This window comes from Streptomyces sp. DSM 116793 (assembly GCF_057320905.1).
Genome location: NZ_CM170494.1, coordinates 4,989,916 through 5,008,111, shown reverse-complemented (window position 1 = coordinate 5,008,111; position 18,196 = coordinate 4,989,916). Strand labels below are relative to the sequence as shown.

Annotated in this window: 13 protein-coding genes; 6 read left to right on the top strand and 7 right to left on the bottom strand. The window is 74.0% G+C overall.

Annotated features, from left to right (window positions below; translation table 11 throughout):
- The 5 genes from ACSMXW_RS19445 (at position 1) to ACSMXW_RS19425 (ending at position 7,471) form a co-directional block, all read left to right on the top strand.
- The gene (locus tag ACSMXW_RS19445; RefSeq protein WP_485797984.1) at positions 1 to 1,308 is read left to right on the top strand and encodes an ABC transporter substrate-binding protein; all 1,308 of its coding nucleotides are present in this window, start codon (positions 1 to 3) and stop codon (positions 1,306 to 1,308) included.
- Positions 1,305 to 2,309, top strand: a complete 1,005-nt coding sequence (locus tag ACSMXW_RS19440; protein ID WP_485797983.1) for a carbohydrate ABC transporter permease — start codon at positions 1,305 to 1,307, stop codon at positions 2,307 to 2,309. Before ACSMXW_RS19445 ends, ACSMXW_RS19440 begins: the two co-directional genes overlap by 4 nt.
- Complete coding sequence (locus ACSMXW_RS19435) at positions 2,306 to 3,223, top strand: carbohydrate ABC transporter permease (RefSeq protein ID WP_485797982.1); 918 nt, start codon at positions 2,306 to 2,308, stop codon at positions 3,221 to 3,223. Before ACSMXW_RS19440 ends, ACSMXW_RS19435 begins: the two co-directional genes overlap by 4 nt.
- Positions 3,220 to 4,521 carry a glycoside hydrolase 5 family protein gene (locus ACSMXW_RS19430; protein WP_485797981.1) on the top strand — a complete coding sequence of 434 codons (1,302 nt, stop codon included), beginning with the start codon at positions 3,220 to 3,222 and terminating at the stop codon, positions 4,519 to 4,521. The genes ACSMXW_RS19435 and ACSMXW_RS19430 overlap by 4 nt, the downstream gene beginning before the upstream one ends.
- Before the next feature lie 247 nt (positions 4,522 to 4,768).
- Entirely contained in the window at positions 4,769 to 7,471 is a 2,703-nt protein-coding gene (locus tag ACSMXW_RS19425; RefSeq protein WP_485808156.1) for a glycoside hydrolase family 3 N-terminal domain-containing protein, read from the top strand.
- Between the two features lie 361 nt (positions 7,472 to 7,832).
- Here ACSMXW_RS19425 and ACSMXW_RS19420 read toward each other — a convergent pair whose 3' ends face one another.
- The 7 genes from ACSMXW_RS19420 to ACSMXW_RS19390 form a co-directional block, all read right to left on the bottom strand.
- A complete protein-coding gene (locus ACSMXW_RS19420; RefSeq protein WP_485797980.1) occupies positions 7,833 to 8,231 on the bottom strand; it encodes an aldehyde dehydrogenase family protein in 399 nt (132 codons plus the stop codon).
- Positions 8,232 to 8,544: 313 nt separating this feature from the next.
- The gene (locus ACSMXW_RS19415) at positions 8,545 to 10,437 is read right to left on the bottom strand and encodes a DoxX family membrane protein (RefSeq protein WP_485797979.1); all 1,893 of its coding nucleotides are present in this window, start codon (positions 10,435 to 10,437) and stop codon (positions 8,545 to 8,547) included.
- A 209-nt stretch (positions 10,438 to 10,646) separates the two neighbouring features.
- On the bottom strand, positions 10,647 to 11,585 hold the full coding sequence (gene rlmB / locus ACSMXW_RS19410) for a 23S rRNA (guanosine(2251)-2'-O)-methyltransferase RlmB (protein ID WP_485797978.1): 939 nt from the start codon (positions 11,583 to 11,585) through the stop codon (positions 10,647 to 10,649).
- Positions 11,586 to 11,771: 186 nt separating this feature from the next.
- Positions 11,772 to 13,172: a cysteine--tRNA ligase gene (cysS, locus tag ACSMXW_RS19405; protein ID WP_485797977.1), complete on the bottom strand. Its 1,401-nt coding sequence runs from the start codon at positions 13,170 to 13,172 to the stop codon at positions 11,772 to 11,774.
- Positions 13,173 to 13,690: 518 nt separating this feature from the next.
- Entirely contained in the window at positions 13,691 to 14,230 is a 540-nt protein-coding gene (gene ispF / locus ACSMXW_RS19400) for a 2-C-methyl-D-erythritol 2,4-cyclodiphosphate synthase (RefSeq protein ID WP_485797976.1), read from the bottom strand.
- On the bottom strand, positions 14,220 to 14,948 hold the full coding sequence (gene ispD, locus ACSMXW_RS19395; protein ID WP_485808155.1) for a 2-C-methyl-D-erythritol 4-phosphate cytidylyltransferase: 729 nt from the start codon (positions 14,946 to 14,948) through the stop codon (positions 14,220 to 14,222). Before ispD ends, ispF begins: the two co-directional genes overlap by 11 nt.
- A 1,052-nt stretch (positions 14,949 to 16,000) precedes the next feature.
- Positions 16,001 to 16,483, bottom strand: coding sequence for a CarD family transcriptional regulator (locus tag ACSMXW_RS19390; protein WP_003953493.1), 483 nt, complete (start codon positions 16,481 to 16,483; stop codon positions 16,001 to 16,003).
- Between the two features lie 728 nt (positions 16,484 to 17,211).
- Here ACSMXW_RS19390 and ACSMXW_RS19385 point away from each other — a divergent pair.
- Positions 17,212 to 17,979, top strand: a complete 768-nt coding sequence (locus ACSMXW_RS19385) for a copper chaperone PCu(A)C domain-containing protein (protein WP_485797975.1) — start codon at positions 17,212 to 17,214, stop codon at positions 17,977 to 17,979.
- Positions 17,980 to 18,196: the final 217 nt, after the last annotated feature.

The following is an 18,196-nucleotide window of genomic DNA, read 5'->3' as shown; positions in this document are numbered from 1 at the left end:
ATGCCCAGAACACAGATCGGCCGGGTCGCGGCCGCCACCGCCCTCACCGTCGCCGGAGCCCTCGCCCTCGCCGACTGCGGCATCGGCGGCGCGTCCGGCGGCTCGGACGGCACCGACTCCGTCAGCGGCAAGGTCAAGGGCACGATCACGTTCCAGACGTGGAACCTCAAGTCCAGTTACGCCGACTACTTCACCAAGCTCGTCGCGTCCTTCGAGAAGCAGCACCCCGGCACCACCGTGAAGTGGATCGACCAGCCGGCCGAGGGCTACCAGGACAAGCTGTCGGCCGACGCCGCCGCGGGGAACCTGCCCGATGTCGTCGACGTCGGCCCCGAGGCGGCCTACACCCTCGCCAAGGCCCACCTGCTCCTCAACGTCTCGAAGACGGACCCCTCGGCGAAGTCGCGCTATCTGCCGAAGGCGTGGCAGGCCGACACCTTCGACAGCATCGACGGCAGCACCTACGCCTACCCGTGGTACCTCAACACGGGCCCGTCGTTCTTCAACGGCGCACTGCTCAAGAAGTGCGGCGTCGACACCGGGAAACTCCCGAGGACCTACGAGGAGTTGTTCTCGGCGGCGGCCGCCATGTCGAGGAAATGCGGCACGAAATACTCGATGATCGGCCGGCTCCCCGTCATCGAGATGTTCGGTGCGTACGGCGTGAAACTCATGAACGCCGACCACACGAAGTTCACCTTCAACGACGCCCGCGGCGTGAAACTCGTCGACTCCTTCCGGAAGCTGTACCGGGGCCGGGGCCTGACCGCGGAATCCCTCGACGAACTCCAGACCGGCGAGACCGACAAATTCAAGGCGGGTGAGGTGGCCTGGCTGCCCGGCAGCTCGTACACCCTCAAGGACCTCAAGGCCTCCGCCCCCGACGTGTACAAGAGCGTCAAGGTCGCGCCGCTCATCACCGACGCCAAGCCCAACATGTACATCGAGTCGCTCGGTGTGAACGCCACCTCGAAGAACAAGGCGACCGCCGTCGCCTTCGCCAAGTTCGTCACCGACCGGCAGAACCAGCTGACGTTCGACAAGGCCGCGGCCATCTTCCCGTCCGCCGCCGGCGCCCTGTCCGACCCGTACTTCACCAAGGACGACGGCTCGGACGACGCCTCGGTGCGGATACCCGCCGCCGCCCAGATCGCCAAGGCCGAGGTGTACTGGCCCGCCGAGTTCTCCGCGCAGGACGTGGCCTACCTGCGGCAGCAGGTGGCACAGGCCGTCCTCGGCAAGAAGTCCGCACAGGCCGCGCTGGACGCCGCCGTGGCCTACGCGAACGACAAGCTGTCGGCCAAGTGACCGGCTACCCCGTCACGGCGGCCCCGGAGGCGACGGGCACCCGGGGGCACTCCCGCCGCTCCGGTCACTCCCGCCCGTCCCGTCACTCCCCGGGCGGCAGCTTCGCCGAGCGCACCCACCGGCGCTGGTACGCGCCCTGGCTGTTCCTCGCGCTCGGTCTCGTGACCGTGGCCGTGTTCATCCTCTATCCCTTCCTGAACACGATCGCCCTGTCGTTCACGGACGCCAAGCTCCTGACGGGCGGTCACTTCACCGGCCTGGCGAACTACCGCCGGCTGCTGCACGACCCCCGGTTCGGCACCGCCCTGCTCAACTCGTTCCTCTACGTGGTCTGCGTGGTGCCGTTCACCGTCTCGCTGCCGCTCGTGCTCGCGGCCCTGGTCAGCGGCAAGGGCCGCCTCCTCGGCTTCTTCCGCACGGGCTACTACCTGCCCGTCATCATGTCGCCCGTCATCGTCGGGCTGATCTGGACGAACCTGCTGGGCAGCCGGGGCCTCGTCAACGCGACGCTCCAGTGGCTGCACTGGATCCACGGCCCGGTCCCGTTCCTCACCGACCGGTGGCTGACGCTGCTCAGCGCCATGTTCGTCACGGTGTGGACCGCCATGGGCTACTACATGGTGATCTACCTGGCGGCGCTCGCGAACGTCGACCAGAGCCTGTACGACGCCGCCGCCATCGACGGCGCGGGCGTGGTGCGGCGCTTCTTCAGCGTCACCGTGCCGGGGGTCCGCTCGACCATCGCGCTCGTGGCGCTCTTCTCGTCCATCTCCGCCTTCCGCGTCTTCGGCGAGATCTACGTCCTCACCAACGGCACCGGCGGCACCGGCGGCGGTGATCTGACCATGACGATGCTCATCCAGTCCGAGGGCACCGGACTCCAGGCCGACACCGGATACGCGGGCGCCATCAGCGTCGTGATGTTCGTGGTCATGGGGCTGCTCCTCGGCGTCCAGCTGTGGGCCCAGAGCCGCGCGGGCAGAAAGGACGGGGACTCATGACGACATCGCTCGTACACCACCGGCGCCCGGCCGGCGGGACCGGCCGGGCCGGCCGGGACGGCAGGGGCGGCCGGGACGGAAGCCGCGCCGGCGGCCGGCGGGCGGCGGCCTGGACCCGCTACGCCCTTCTCGTGCTCTTCCTCGTGCTCCTCGCGGGACCGCTGCTGTGGCAGCTCTCGCTCTCGCTCAAGGGACCCGGCGACAATCTGTACGCGCAGCCGCCCGCGCTGCTCCCGCACCACCCGACCGGCGCCCACTACGGCGAGGTGACCAGGCGCCTGCCGGTGCTGCACTACGTGCTGAACAGCGCGATCGTCGCCGTCTGCGTGGTCGTCGGCAACATGGTGGGGGCATCCCTCGCCGGTTACGCCCTCGCCCGCCTGCGCTTTCGGGGGCGGCGGCTCGTCACCGGCCTGTTCGTGGCCGCGCTGCTCATCCCCGTCGAGACCGTGCTGATCGCCCAGTTCCTGCTGGTCCGCTCGGCGCACCTGGCGGACTCCCTGCTCGGTGTCGCGCTGCCGACGATCGTCACCGCGCTGAACGTGCTGCTGATGCGCAACGGCTTCCTCGGGCTGCCCCGGGAGCTGGAGGAGGCGGCCGTCGTGGACGGGGCCAACGTGTGGCAGCGGTTCCTGCGCGTCTGCCTGCCGCAGGTGAGGGGCACGCTCACGGTGGTGGCGATCTTCGCGTTCGTCGGCTCCTGGAACGACTTCCTCTGGCCGCTGATCATCCTCTCCAACCAGGACCACTACACGCTGACGGTCGGCCTCAGCCAGCTGCGCGGCACCTTCTACGACGATCCGCGCGTCGTCGCGGCCGGCACGATCGTCGCCCTCGTACCGATCATCGCGTTCTTCATGGCGTTGCAGCGGTACTTCTTCCGCGGCATGGAATCCGGAGGCCTCAAGGCATGACCACCCCCACGGCTCGCTTCGGCGTGAACTACACGCCGTCCCGCGACTGGTTCCACACGTGGCTCGCGCCCGACTGGGACTCCGTCCGCCGCGACTTCGACGGCATCGCCTCGCTGGGCCTGGACCATGTGCGCATCTTCCCGCTCTGGCCCGTCCTGCAGCCCAACCGCACCCTCATCCGCGGCCGGGCGCTCGACGACGTCCGGACGATGGCCGAGCTGGCGGCCGCCGCCGGGCTCGACCCCGCGGTCGACGTCATCCAGGGGCACCTGTCGAGCTTCGACTTCCTGCCGGCCTGGCTGACGACGTGGCACGCGCGGAACATGTTCACCGACGAGGACGCCGTGCAGGCGCAGGCCCGGCTGGTCGGCGCCGTGCACGAGGCCGTGTCGGACGTCAGGGGCTTCCTCGGCCTGACGATCGGCAACGAACTCAACCAGTTCTCGGACCGCCCGCACCCCTCGGCGATGCGCATCGGCCCGGCCGACGCGGAGCACTGGCTCGGCACGCTCCTCGCCGCCGTGCCCGACTCCTCCCCCGGCCTGCGCGCACACGCCGTGTACGACGCCGCCTGGTACCTCGACGGCCATCCGTTCCTGCCCGCCCACGCCAGCCGGCTCGGCGACGTCACGGTCATCCACTCGTGGATCTTCAACGGCACGGCACAGCACTACGGCGGCCTGGCGCAGGAGAGCGTCCGGCACGCCGAGTACCTCGGCGAACTCTCCCGCGCCTTCGCGACCGACGCGCACCGGCCCGTCTGGCTCCAGGAGATCGGGGCGCCCCTCAACTGCCTGACGGAGCCGCAGGCACCCGACTTCTGCGAGGCCGCCGTCCGGCACGCCGCCGCCACGGACGGCTTCTGGGGCGTGACGTGGTGGTGCTCGCACGATGTGCACCCCGGCCTCGGCGACTTCCCGGCCCTCGAATACTCGCTCGGTCTCCTCGACGCGGACGGGGCGGTCAAACCGGTCGGCCGGCGGTACGCGGACGTCGCCGCGGAGCTCCGGGCCACCCCGGCCGGGCCGCCACCGCGCGGCACGGCGGTGGAGATAGCCGTGGACGACACCGGCACACCGCTCTCACGTGCCGCCCTGGCACCGGGCGGGGCCGCCTTCACGGCCTGGCACGACCTCGTACGGGACGGTGAGCGGCCGACGTTCGTCACGTCCCGGACCGCGGCCGACCCCGCCGCGCTCGAAGCCCGCGGCGTGACCCGCGTCGTCCGGCCCGGCACGGCCGGGCGGAGCCTGTACACGGCGGTCAGCGAGAGCGATGCGGTGGCCGTCGGAGGCTGACGGGCCGGGGCCGCCGGCGGTGGGAAGCCGGGCCGCCGGCACCCGGAATCCGGCCCCGTGAATGGCCCCGTGACGCCCCCCGTCCACCACCCCCAGGAGAACCATGGCACCCCACCAGACCGGCGAGGGCGGCACCACCGGCGACGACGGCACCGGAACGCGCCCGCCCGGCGGCCCTTCAGGGCTTCCCCCCTACCGCCGGGCCGACCTGCCCGTCGACGTCCGCGTCGCCGACCTGATCGGCCGGATGACGCTGGCCGAGAAGGTCGGCCAGCTCAACCAGCGGATGTACGGCTGGCAGGCCTACCGGCGGGTGCCGGCTCCCGAGCCGGGGGCGGAGCGCCGGGAGCGGGCCGCCGGGAGCCACGCGGGACGGACCGCCGGGAGCCGCCCGGAGCGGGTCGCCGACGGCTCCCGGGACACCGTGACGACCGCGACGGGCGCCACCTTCGAACTGACCGACGCGCTCCGCGCCGAGGTGGACCGCTTCGGCGGCCTCGGCGCCCTGTACGGCCTGCAACGGGCGGACGGCTGGTCGGGGGTGACGCTCGGCACCGGCATCGGTCCCGCCGACGGCGCCGAGGTCTGCCGGCTCGTCCAGCGCCACGTCGTCGCGCACTCGCGCCTGGGCATACCCGTGCTGTTCGTGGAGGAGGCACCCCACGGCATGCAGGCGCCCGGCGCCACCGTGCTGCCCGTGGGGCTCGCCGCCGCGTCGGCGTGGGATCCCGCACAGTACGGGGAGGCGTCCCGTGCCGTCGCCGCGGAGCTGCGGCAGCGGGGCGCCCACGTGGCACTCGTCTCGGGCCTCGACGTGCTCCGGGACCCGCGCTGGGGCCGGTCCGAGGAGACATACGGCGAGGATCCGGTGCTGGCCGCGGAGCTGACGCGGGCCGCCGTCACCGGCATGCAGGGCGAACCGGAGGGGCCTCTCGCGCCCTTCCCGGCGCAGAGCGCCGCGGTGGTGGTCAAGCACGCGGCGGGACAGGGCGCGGCGACCGGCGGACGCAACTGGGCCGCCACCGAGATCGGCTGGCGCGAACTGTACGAGATCCACCTCCCCCCGGTGCGGGCCGCGGTGGCGGCCGGGGCGGCGGGGCTGATGGCCGCCTACTCCGAGATCGACGGGCTGCCCTGCGCGGCCAGCGCGCGGCTGCTCACGGACGTGTTCCGCGGCGAACTCGGCTTCACCGGGCTCGTCATGGCGGACGGCACCGCGCTCGACCGCCTGGTGCGGCTGACCGGTGACCTCGCGGGCGCCGCGGCGACGGCGCTGCGCGCCGGTACCGACCTCAGCCTGTGGGACGACGCGTTCACCCTCCTGGAGGAGGCGGTGCACCGCGGACTCGTCGACGAGGCGGCCGTCGACACGGCCGTCGAGCGGGTGCTGCGGCTCAAGTTCCGGCTGGGCCTGTTCGACGAGGACCTCACGGCCGCGCCGGGGACACCACGGGCGTCCACGGACACGCCGGGGACCCCGCGGGCGTCCACGGACACGCCGGGGACCCCGCGGGCGTCCACGGACACGCCGGGGACCCCGCGGGCGTCCACGGACACGCCGGGGACCCCGCGGGCGTCCACGGACACGCCGGGGACCCCGCGGGCGTCCACGGACACGCCGGAGACACCACGGGCGTCCACGGACACGTCAAGGACACCACCGGTGTCCGCGGACCCACCGGAAACACCACGGTTGTCCGCGGACCCACCGGAAACACCACCAGCGCCCCCGCCCACGCCGGCTTCCGATCCCGCCCCGGCCGGCGGCGGGGCCGCCGTCGTGGGTGCCCGTCTTGCGGAGGGCGCCGTCACGCTGCTCGCCAACGACGGAACGCTCCCCCTCACCGGGACGCCCCGCATCGCCGTGGTCGGCCCGCACGCCGACACCGTCCTGCACGCCCTCGGCGACTACACGGCCCCACAGCCGCCCGGCACCGGCACCACCCTGGTCGCGGCGCTGCGCGAACTGTCGCCGGGCCCCGTCACCCACACCCGGGGCGCCGGCCTGACGGGCGACGACGGCTCCGGCATCGCCCGCGCCGTCGAACTGGCGGCCGAGGCGGACGTCGTCGTGGTGGCCCTCGGCGGGTCGAGCGCGCGGGAGACGGAGGCACGCTTCGACGACAACGGCGCGATGGTCGTCGAGACCGCCGACGCGCGGTCCGGGGTGCCGCTCGCGGAGACCACCTCGGGCGAGGGCGCCGACCTGGCCGGCCTCGCCCTCGGCAGGGCCCAGCTCGACCTGGTCGGGGCCGTGGCGCGGACCGGGACCCCCGTCGTGACCGTGCTGGTGCAGGGCCGACCGCACGTCATGGGCGAGGTGCTGGACGTCTCGTCGGCGGTCCTGTCGGTGTTCTACCCGGGCCCGGCCGGCGGCCGCGGCCTCGCGAGGGTCCTGCTGGGCGCGGCGGAGCCGACGGGCCGGCTCCCGGTCTCGATACCGCGTACGGCCACGGTCCTGCCGGTGACCTACAACCAGAAGGACCACGCCTTCCGCGGCTACGTGGACGCCGACGCCTCCCCCCTGTTCCCGTTCGGGCACGGCCTCGGCTACGGACGGCTCACGCTCGGCGCGCCCGTGCTCACGGCGGACGGCCGGGGCGGCGGGGACGGTCCGGCCCGGATCACGGCCCGGGCCCTGCGCGAGGGGGCGACGGTCGACTGCGCGGTGGAGGTCGCCAACCCCGGACCGACCCCGTCGTCCACCGTCGTCCAGCTCTACCTGCGCCGGCTCACGGCCACGAGCTGGCCCCGCACCAGGGAACTACGCGCCTTCACCCGCGTCACCCTCGCCCCCGGCACCCACACCGTCGTCCACCTGCGCCTGACCCACGACGACCTGGCCGTCGTCACCCGCGGCCTCCGGTACGCGGTGGAACCCGGCCACTACGAGGTGGAGACGGGCGAGTCGAGCGCTTCGCTGCGGTCGGCCGCGCTCGACATCGCGTGAACGGTGCCGAAGAGGACAGGGCGGTGGCCTGGGGGCACCGCCCCCGCCCGCAGTCAGGGGGAACCTCCGCAGCGACGCCTCGACCGGCCCCCGGACTCCCCACCAACAGCGGTGGCCGCCGCGCACTCGTCCGAAGCCGCACCGGGAGCGGCAGCGGCGACCGGTTGGGCGATGCCGTGCCGTCAGGTTGCCGTTCGGCAGGCCGCGACGGATTTGTACTCGACGAAGGCGGACAGGCCGGGGCGCCCGTACTCCCGTACTCCCGTCCGATGCCGCCGGCCTTGAACCCCCCGAAGGGGGCGTCACCGTGCCGGGGGCTCCGTTGATGTGGAAGATGCCGGTCCGTACGGCCCCCGCCACCTCAAGGCCGCGTTCGGGGGTCGGCGGTCCGGACGCCGCCGCTGAAGCCGAAGTCGGAGTCGTTGGCGATCCGGATCGCTTCGTGGAGGCCGTCGTAGGGGATGACGCGGACGACGGGCCCGAAGATCTCCCCGCGGGCGATCCGCATCGAACTGTCGACGTCGGCGAAGACGGTGGGCCGCACGTAGGTGCCGCGGGCCGTGGCGGGTCGTCGAGAGGCTCCGGCCCGCCGGTGACCAGGGCGGGCCCCTTCGGCGATGCCCGCCTCCAGGTAGCCGCGGACCCGTCGGGCCGGCCCTCGCTGACGAGCGGGCCGACGTACGTTGCGGGGTCGGCCGGGCCTCCCCCGCGGAGGGGAGCAGGCGGCGGAGCTGTCGGCCTTCGTCCACGAACCCCTCATGGCCGTATGGCCCTTGGCCGATACCTGCCCCGCGCCATGACTCTTCTGATCGCCGGCTTCCGCGGAGCGCCGCAGGAGCCGGACCCGGCATGCGACGAGCCCTGAGGCCTCGGAGGAGCGACCGACCACATGCCGCGGGATCGCGGTCCTCAGCACGGACCCCGATCCCGCTCTGACAGACGCCGCGGCGAACGCCTTCTCACCGGCCGCAGGACGGTTGCCTCTGGAACGGGCGTAGCCACGGGGGCTGATCCCCCGGGTGCGCGCGAACAACCGCGACACGCCCACGGAGGCCGGGGAGCCGCCCCCCTTCTCACCCCAGAAGCCCACCCACCAGATCACCGGACTCCCCGCTCTCCGAGGAGCCGGTACCGGAGGTACCGGACGTGTTCGTGCCGGTGGAGGCGGAACCCCCCGTGGAGGAGGGCCCGGCCGTGGCGGCCGGAGGGGGAGGCGGCACCGGTCGGTGGGACGGCACTCCGCCGGTCGCCCGGCTCTGGCTCGGCTGTCCCGCCCCCGCCGACGCCGACGCGCTCGCCGAGCCCGCGGTGGCCGACCGGGACGGGCTGGCGGACGTCCCCTGCGTGGGCGAGCCGGACGCGGCGGGCGTGCCGCCGGTCTCCGTGGCACCGGGCTCCTCGGGCAGCGGGGAGCCGGGGAGTTCGTTCCGCGGGGCCTCGCCGGGCCCCGGGACGGTCACCCGGTCGGAGTCCCGCACGGCGCCCCCGAGCAGCGCGCCGACCAGGAAGGTGAGCCCGGTCACCAGGCCCGCGATGAGCGTGCCCCGGCGCAGCACCCGGCGGCGCAGCTGCCACAGCTCCGCGCGGGGGCCGAGGGTGCGCCAGGCCTCCGAGGACAGCCGCCCGTCGACCGAGTACACCGGCGCGCCCGCGATGACCAGCGGGGACCAGGCGGCGAGGTAGATGATGTCCGGCGCGCCGTACCCGGGCGCGCTCCGCCAGCTGACGGTGACGAGCAGCGCCGCGGACAGCACCGCGCCGACCGCCGCCGCGACCCGCTGCCAGAGCCCGAGCACCGTCAGCACGCCCACGATGACCTGGAGGAACGCCACCGTCAGGCCCGCACCGACGGGGTGCTGGAGAGCGAAGTCGCGCAGCGGCTCCGCCAGCGCCCAGGGGTGCAGGGCGTGCAGTGACCTCACCAGGCTGCCGTGCTCGCCGGCGTCGAAGTAGGCGGGGTCGCAGAGCTTGCTCATCCCGGCGTAGAGGGAGATGAAGCCGAGGAAGACGCGCAGCGGGAGGAGGACGAGGCCGAGGTTCATCCGGCGGCCGGGGTAGTACGCGTGCCGCACGGGCTCGGTGCCGCGGCGCCGGAAGCGGCCCAGCCCGCGCCGGGTGCCCTTGTCCTGGCCGTACTCGTCGTCCTCCCCGTACTCGCCGTACTCGCCGCCCTGGTCGTACTCGCCGTACTCGCCGTACTCGCCGCCCTGGTCGTACCGGCCGTCCCCGCCGTCCGGCCCGTACTCGCCGGGCCCGCCGTGCTCGGCTTCCCCGGGGCCCGGGGCGTGTCCGGCGTTCCGGGCGTGCTCGGCGTCCGGGTGGGGCCGGCGGCCGGACGTGTCCCGGCGCCGGCCGTCGTGGGCGTCATAGTCGTCGTGGGCGTCCTGATCGGCGTGGTCGCCGTGGCCGGTCGCCGGGCGCATCTGCGGCAGGAGCCGGGTGCCGGTCCCGTCGGGACCGGCGGTCACCGGCGTGGCGGCGGTGTCGGCGTCGATGCCGACGCGTGGCATGACCTGTGTGGCGCCCGGGTCGTGGCCCGCCGGGCCGCTCCCCGGGGGCCCGCCGCCGGGCCTGAGGCCGGTGCCGACCGCCTGGAGCAGCCCGGAGGCGACCGGGTCGCCGGGAGCGGGCGCGCCGCCGCGCACCAGGGGACCGCGGCGCCGTACGATCGCGCCGCTCAGCGCGGGCGGGTGCCCGGCCGCCGCGCCCAGCGCCGGGGCGTGCCCGGCGGCGCCCAGCGCGGGCGGGTGCGGGGCCGCGGCGGCGGCCGTGGCGGACAGGTACCTGGCGACCCGCTGCGACCTCGCGGGCTGCGCCGTGGGGAAGTGCACGCGGAAGCTGGCGTGATTGACGACGATCTGCGCCGGGTCACACGGCACCTTCACCATGGTCAGCGCGGGAGCGTCGTCGTGTCCGGACGAGCGGTCCCCCGTGGGGGTGCGGGGCGTTCTGGTCTCCACACTCATCTAACCGAGTGACACGGCGGGAGGACACTGCCTTGACCCCTGGGGATCGGGCCGGTGTCCGCCGGTCGGGGGGCGCCGGCGCGTTCGGGGTGACGCGCTGCCGCCCGGTTCGGGGCGTCCGGGTCGCCCCTTCGCGCCGGGGTGCACGGCGCGCCCGCGCGCCCCGCGCCGTGCGGCCCTCGGGCGTGCGGCGCGGGGCACGGGTCACCTCAGGCGCGGCGCCGTGCCGCCTCGTACAGCACGATGCCCGTCGCCACGCCGGCGTTGAGGGACTCCGCTCCGCCGGGCATGGGGATCCGCGCGCGGACGTCGCAGGTCTCGCCGACGAGCCGGGACAGGCCCTTGCCCTCGCTGCCGACGACGATGACGACGGGGCCGTCGAACACGTCGAGTTCGCCGATCTCGGCCTCGCCGTCCGCGGCGAGGCCGACCACCACGAGGCCGGCCTTCTTGTACTCGACGAGGGCCCGGGTGAGGTTGGTGGCGCGGGCCACGGGGGTGCGGGCCGCGGTGCCCGCGGACGTCTTCCAGGCGCCCGCGGTCATCCCGGCGGCGCGCCGCTCGGGCACCACCACGCCGTGCCCGCCGAAGGCGCTGACGGAGCGGACCGCGGCGCCCAGGTTGCGCGGGTCGGTGACGCCGTCGAGCGCGACGATGAGCGGCTCCTCGCCCGCGTCGGCCGCGGCGGCGGTGAGGTCCTCGGGGTGCGCGTACTCGTACGGCGGGATCTGCAGGACGAGGCCCTGGTGGTTGATGCCGCCGGTCATCCGGTCGAGCTCGGGGCGCGGCGCCTCCATGAGGTGCAGGCCGGGCCGCTCGGCGGCGAGCTTGAGTGCCTCGCGCACCCGCTCGTCGTTGTCGATGAACTGCTGGACGTGCAGCGTGGTCGCGGGCACGCCCTCGCGGAGCGCCTCGACGACGGGGTTGCGGCCGACGACGTACTCGGCGGGCGACTTGCCGCCGCGGCTCCCTTTGGGGCGGCCGACGGCACGCTTGGCCTTGGCCTGGGCGAGGCGGTTCTTGGGGTGGCCCTTGCGCATCTCGGCGGGCGGCGTGGGGCCCTTGCCTTCCAGGCCGCGGCGTCGCTTGCCGCCGCTGCCGACCTGCGCGCCCTTCTTGCCGGACATGCGGCGGTTCTGTGCGGCCATGAGGTGGTGGACCTGCCTGTCTGTGGGTGGTGTCTGTGGGTGGTGTCTGTGGGTGGCGTCTGCGGGTGGTGACGGTGGTGGGGTGCCGGGGAACGGTCGTGGTGCGCTGTGCGGTGCCGCGCCGGTCGCCCTGGGCGGTGCCGCCTCGGACGGCGGCGTACGGCGGCCCCAGGAGCCGCCGTACGGTCAGCGTGGGCCGAGGGACCAGCGCGGCCCCTGCGGGCTGTCCTCGATGACGAGGCCCGACTGGTTGAGCTGGTCGCGGATCGCGTCCGCGACGGCCCAGTCCTTGCGGGCGCGGGCGGACTCGCGCTGCTGGAGGACGAGCCTGACGAGCGTGTCGACGACGCCGTGCAGGTCCTCGCTGCGGTCGTTCTCGTCGGACCAGTGGGCGTCGAGCGGGTCGAGGCCGAGGACGCCGAGCATGGCCCGCACTTCGGCGAGCCGGGCGACGGCCTCCTCCTTGTCGTCCGCGGCGAGCGCGCTGTTGCCCTGCCGGATGGTGGTGTGCACCACCGCCAGGGCCCCCGGGACGCCCAGGTCCTCGTCCATGGCCTCGGCGAACGACGGCGGCACCTCGGCGGCCGGGGGGACGGCCTCCCCGGCCTTCTCGGTGACCCGCTGCACGAAACCCTCGATCCGCGCGAACGCGGACTCGGCCTCGCGCAGCGCCTCCTCGCTGTACTCGATGGTCGAGCGGTAGTGCGGGGTGGCCAGGTAGTAGCGGAGCACGATGGGCCGCCAGTGCTTGACCATGTCGCCGACCAGCACCGAGTTGTCCAGCGACTTGGACATCTTCTCGCCGCTCATGGTGACCCAGGAGTTGTGCACCCAGTACTGCGCGAAATCGTCGCCGTAGGCCTTGGCCTGGGCGATCTCGTTCTCGTGGTGCGGGAAGATCAGGTCGATGCCGCCGCCGTGGATGTCGAAGGCGCGGCCGAGGTACTTGTGCGCCATGGCCGAGCACTCCAGGTGCCAGCCGGGCCGGCCGCGCCCCCACGGGGTCTCCCAGCTCGGCTCGCCCGGCTTGGCCGCCTTCCACATCGCGAAGTCGCGCGGGTCGCGCTTGCCGGTCTCGCCCTCGCCCTCCGGCTGGAGGAGGTTGTCCAGGTCCTGGTTGGAGAGCTGGAGGTAGCCGGGGAAGGACGTGACGTCGAAGTAGACGTTGCCGTCGGCCTCGTAGGCGTGGCCGGTGTCGATGAGGCGGCGCATCATCTCCACCATCTCGGTGACATGGCCGGTGGCCCGCGGCTCGTACGTGGGCGGCAGGCAGCCCAGGGCGGCATAGCCGTCGTTGAACGCCCGCTCGTTCTCGTAGCCGATGGCCCACCAGGGGCGGTGCTGCTCGGCCGCCTTGCGGATGATCTTGTCGTCGATGTCCGTGACGTTCCGGACGAACGTCACGTCGTAGCCGCGGTAGGCGAACCAGCGGCGCATGATGTCGAAGTTGAGGCCGGAGCGGATGTGCCCGATGTGCGGGGCGGCCTGCACGGTCGCGCCACAGAGGTAGATCGAGACGCAGCCCGGCACGAGCGGGGTGAAGTCACGGATCTGCCGGGCGCTGGTGTCGTACAGGCGAATAGTCACCACTCCAGGGTAGTGGCCCGAAGGCGATGCCTTGAGCCCCTTCGGCAACAGTGGCCCTGGATTCGTGGTATTGCGGCGGCATCGTGCCGCGCGGCACATGACCACGGCATGGGCACGAATCCGCTCGCCGTCCGGTGGGCCTGCGCCCCGGTGCCCCGAGGGGCGCGGGCCACTGCGCGGGCGACCACGACACACCCGCGGCGGGCCACCGGGCCAGCCCCTCGCGGACTCCCTCCCGGCCACCGGCCGGTGGTGGCTGGTCGCGCAGTTCCCCGCGCCCCTGACGGCCCGCCCCTTACAACGCCATACCCCCGACCACAGACCCGTGGGACTCCACCCTGCCTCCCCCGAGGGGCGCCGCACACTGCGCGAGCGGCACACGACATCCCCGCGACGGGCCACCGGGGCCAGCCCTTCGCGGGCTCGTCGCCACCCACCCGCCGGTGGGACCGGAGCGCGCGGTTCCCCGCGCCCCTCGGGCCCCGCCGGCCGGCGGGACTCGCGCAACGCGGGGCCGGTCAGGCGGCGGGCGGGCTGGCGGTCGGTACGACCAGGGCGGTGGCGATCGCCGCGAGGCCCTCACCGCGGCCGGTCAGGCCGAGCCCGTCCGAGGTGGTGCCGGAGACGGCGACCGGCGCACCCACCGCCGCGCCGAGCGCCTTCTGCGCCTCGTCCCGGCGCTTGCCGATCTTGGGCCGGACCCCGATGACCTGGACGGAGACGTTGCCGATCTCGAAGCCGGCGGCGCGCACGATCCGGGCGGCCTCGGCGAGCAGGCTCACCCCGGAGGCGCCGGCCCACTCGGGGCGGTCGGTGCCGAAGTGGGCGCCGAGGTCGCCGACGCCGGCCGCGGAGAACAGCGCGTCGCACGCGGCGTGCGCGGCCACGTCCCCGTCGGAGTGCCCCGCGAGGCCGTAGCCCCCACTGGCGCGCTCGTCCCAGAGCAGCCCCGCGCACCACAGCTCGCGGCCCTTCTCGAAGGCGTGCACATCGGTGCCGACGCCGATCCGCGGCAGCGGCGGGACGGCGGCGGCGCCGGAAACCGTCTCAGAACTCATCCTTGGCCCTCCTGCGGGCGAGCACGGCCTCGGCGAGGACGAGGTCGAGCGGCCTGGTCACCTTGAACGCCTCCTCGTGGCCGGGCACGAGGACGACCGGCTCACCGAGCCGCTCGACCATCCCGGCGTCGTCCGTGGCTCCCTCGCCGCTGACCGCGACGGCCTCGTGGGCGCGGACGATGGTGGCGCGATCGAAGCCCTGCGGGGTCTGGACGGCGCGCAGCCGCGCCCGCTCGGGGGTGGCGACGACCGGCTCCGGCTCGCCGGGAGCACAGGGCCCGATCTCCTTGACGGTGTCGGCGAGCGGCAGGGCGGGCACCACGGCGGGCGCCCCGTCGCGCACCGCCTCGATGACCGCGTCGACCGTCTCCACGGGCACCAGCGGGCGCGCCGCGTCGTGCACGAGCACGATCTCGATGTCGGGGGGCAGCACGTCCAGGCCCAGCTTGACGGACTCCTGGCGGGTGTCACCGCCGGGCACGACGACGACGTCCGCGCGCTCCGGGAGCGCGTGCGCGTCCAGCAGGCTCTTGACCTCGGGGGCGCCGTCCGGCGGGGCGACGACCACGACGAGCTGGACGGCGCGCGAGGCGGCCAGCGCACGCGCCGCGTGCACCAGCATCGGAACGCCGCTGAGCATCCTGAGCGCCTTGGGCGCCCCGGGTCCGAGCCGCACGCCCCGGCCCGCGGCGGGGATCACGGCGGCGGTGCGCGGCAGGCGGCCGGCCGGGGCGGGGGCGGTCTCGGTGGGGGCGGTGCCGGTGGGGGCGGTGCCGGTGGGCGCCGTGCCCGGGGCGGGAGCGTCCGCGCGCGCGCCGGGCGCCGCGGCGGGGGGCGCGACGGGGGGCGCGACGGGGAACGGTGGCGCGGGGGCGCCCGTGGGCGGCGGGATCGGCTGGGTACCGGCGGTGGGCGGCTCGGGGGAGCCGCCGGTCCGCGCCGGACGGGAATCGTCAGTCATCGGTTCCGTTCAGGTTTGTACGCTCGGGCGGGATGGGTATGGCCTTGGGCGTACCCCCCGCTCCTGGAGCTGGGGGGAGTGCCGGGCGCGACGCCTTGACCGGCCCCTTCCGTGACACCGGTCGAGGCAGCTGCCCGGGCCCGGCACGCCAGTCGGTGCACTCCGGAAGCGAAGCGCGTCCCGCGCCTCCGAGCGGCACCGGCGGTGAGTGACAGGGTCCTGGCCCCGGTGGGACGACCGGCGGTCGGGACCGTACTGCACGTCCGCACCACCGCACACCCGACACCGTTGGCCGTGGCGTGCCGGCCCGCGGGCCGGGTGGGCGTGTGATGTCGGTCACCGAGCCCTCGGCGGCCGTTGGGCGGCCGGCCGGATTCGGGAGGCGGGCCGGTCCCTGCGGTGAGCGGCGCCTCACCCACCGCAGTCAGCGGAACGCACAGCTCCGTTACCCGATCGGCCCAGCCCCTGGCCGCACCGGCGGGGCGGCCGGCCCAGCCGAGGCGCCCGCCGAAGGACCACCGCGGGCGCCGATGCGCAGGGAGTCCTCGCCGGGCGTGCACAGCAGCCACCACCGGACGATCAGGGCTCGCAGCCGCGGGGCCGACGCGTCCCGTGCCGGGCGTGTCTCCCGGGGCCGGGGCGCGGGGTCGCGTCGCAGGGCGTGGGCCCACGCACGGAGCATGCCGCGGCCGGGCCCCGACGACCTCCGAGGGCGCACGCCGGAAACGCGCGAACATGCCGCAGCGCCCGGCCAGCTGGCGCGTGTCGGGCACTGCGGCACTGCTTACGTCAGGACGACAGCATGTGTGTCAGGACGCGAGAACCTCGTCGAGCAGGGCCTCCGCCTTGTCCTCGTTTGTGTTCTCCGCGAGGGCGAGCTCGCTGACCAGGATCTGCCGGGCCTTGGCCAGCATCCGCTTCTCACCTGCGGAGAGTCCGCGCTCGCGCTCTCGGCGCCACAGGTCGCGGACGACTTCCGCGACCTTGATCACGTCGCCGGAGGCGAGCTTCTCGAGATTTGCCTTGTAACGACGGGACCAGTTGGTGGGCTCCTCCGCGTACGGCGCGCGCAGCACCTCGAAGACCCGGTCCAGCCCGTCCTGACCGACCACATCACGCACGCCGACGAACTCCGCATTGTCCGCTGGCACACGCACCGTCAGGTCGCCCTGGGCGACCTTCAGCACCAAGTAGGTCTTGTCCACGCCTTTGATCTGGCGAGTTTCGATGGCCTCGATCAGCGCGGCCCCGTGATGGGGATAGACCACGGTGTCGCCAACCTTGAACGTCATGTGACAGGTACCCCTTCCGTGGCTATCCAGGGTAACACGAGAACGGCGTCTTCTGAATGGCGTTTTCGCAGGTCAGGGCATATCTCAGGGCTTGACAACAGCCTCGGTGACGTGCTGGGAGGCCCTGGCGGAGACGGGAATTCGCAGGTCGGAGCGGTTGTACGGGGAGCGGGAAAGCGGCGCGTCCGTCACGCTGACGGGTTGATCCAAGCGGCCGAACGTCCCGTTTTGTCGGATTCCGCGGAGGCCAGTTCCGCTACTCCGTTCGGCGATCGCAGTCACATCCGAAGCGAATCGAAAATTGATCACGGATCCCGGTTGATCAATTCTGCGCGCCTCGCGCATTCCTTACCGGAAATCCCTGGACGGCCGTCCACCGCTCTTATGGGAAAGGCCGACAGGAGCCTCACGACGAACACAACATGAACACACCGGCGGCCCGTAGGGGGCGAGAGGCTGTGCCCTGCGGGCACCTCTGCGGGCACCTCCGGGGGCACCTCCCCCGCCCTGAGGCAGTGGGGAAGCCCCTGAAGCAGTGGGGGGAGGCTGCGGCAGCCCCACCGGCCCGTGGCTGAGGGTGGGCCGGCGGAGAGAGGCGGGTCGGGTGCGGCGGCCGACAACGGGCTCGATACTCTAAGGCGCTGAGATCCGCCCGGGCACCCGCCCGGGTGCCGACGCACCGACGAACCGACCTCCATACCGCCCACGTTCAAGGAGTTGCCGCCGCCGTGAGCAGCAGCCTTCGACGCGGCGCTCTCGCCGCCACCGCCCTCGCGTTCTCGATCGTCACGCTCGCCGGGTGCGGCGTGGGCACCAACGCACAGACGCTGGAGGTCAAGCCGGACAACGCCGCGACCACCGTCGGCGTCGTCAAGGTGCAGAACGCCACGATCATCACGCAGCCCAAGCTCGACGCGCCGGGCCCGGCGGTGGTCACGGCCACGCTCTTCAACAACGGCCGCACCGACCAGACGCTGGACTCCATCACCCTCGGCGGCACCGGCGCCAAGGCCCAGCTCAAGCCCGCCAAGGGCAAGGGCCCGCTGACGGTTCCCGCGGGCGGCTCCCTGCTGCTCGGCGGCAAGGGCAACGCCTCGGCGGTGCTGACCAGCGGACGTGAGTCGGTGCAGGACGGCAACGTGCAGTCCGTCACCTTCACGTTCAGCAGGACGGGCCAGGTGAAGCTCGACACCTTCGTGGTGCCGGCGCAGAGCTACTTCAGCTCGTGGGGGCCGAACACGCTGCCCCCGACGCCCACCGGCAACCCGGCCCGGAACCCGGCCGGGGGCCCGGCGGGGTCGGCGAACGGCACCCCGTCCGGGTCCCGCTCGGGCGCGCCGGCCGACGGCAGCCAGAAGGGCGGCGACAAGAACGGCACCGGCACCAGCACCGGCACCGGCACCGGCACCGGCGAGAGCACCACGCAGAACGGCGGTGCGACAGGCGGTGCCCAGAACACCCCGTCGTCCGGCGACTCGGCGAACCCGGGCGCCTGACCGAGGCCCACGCCTGGACGAGGCCACGCCTGACCCGGTCCCTCGCCTGACGGGGGGCCGGGCAGCGCGGCGTTCGGCATCCGCCGCTCGAAGCGGCGTCAGCGCCGCGCCGCTCGAAGTGGCACCCCGCGCCCCGCGCGCCCACGGCCCGAGCCGCATCAGCGTCACCGCCGTCCTGAGCGGCGCCCGCGGGCCCGAAGCGAGGCAGCGCCACGCG

Bases quoted from the DNA above. Each gene is read 5' to 3' on its own strand.
- rlmB (WP_485797978.1), bottom strand. From the start codon at position 11,585: ATGGCCGCACAGAACCGCCGCATGTCCGGCAAGAAGGGCGCGCAGGTC.
- ACSMXW_RS19415 (WP_485797979.1), bottom strand. From the start codon at position 10,437: ATGAGTGTGGAGACCAGAACGCCCCGCACCCCCACGGGGGACCGCTCG.
- ACSMXW_RS19430 (WP_485797981.1), top strand. From the start codon at position 3,220: ATGACCACCCCCACGGCTCGCTTCGGCGTGAACTACACGCCGTCCCGC.
- ACSMXW_RS19435 (WP_485797982.1), top strand. From the start codon at position 2,306: ATGACGACATCGCTCGTACACCACCGGCGCCCGGCCGGCGGGACCGGC.
- ispF (WP_485797976.1), bottom strand. From the start codon at position 14,230: ATGAGTTCTGAGACGGTTTCCGGCGCCGCCGCCGTCCCGCCGCTGCCG.
- ACSMXW_RS19445 (WP_485797984.1), top strand. From the start codon at position 1: ATGCCCAGAACACAGATCGGCCGGGTCGCGGCCGCCACCGCCCTCACC.
- ACSMXW_RS19390 (WP_003953493.1), bottom strand. From the start codon at position 16,483: ATGACGTTCAAGGTTGGCGACACCGTGGTCTATCCCCATCACGGGGCC.
- ACSMXW_RS19425 (WP_485808156.1), top strand. From the start codon at position 4,769: ATGACGCTGGCCGAGAAGGTCGGCCAGCTCAACCAGCGGATGTACGGC.
- ACSMXW_RS19420 (WP_485797980.1), bottom strand. From the start codon at position 8,231: ATGAGGGGTTCGTGGACGAAGGCCGACAGCTCCGCCGCCTGCTCCCCT.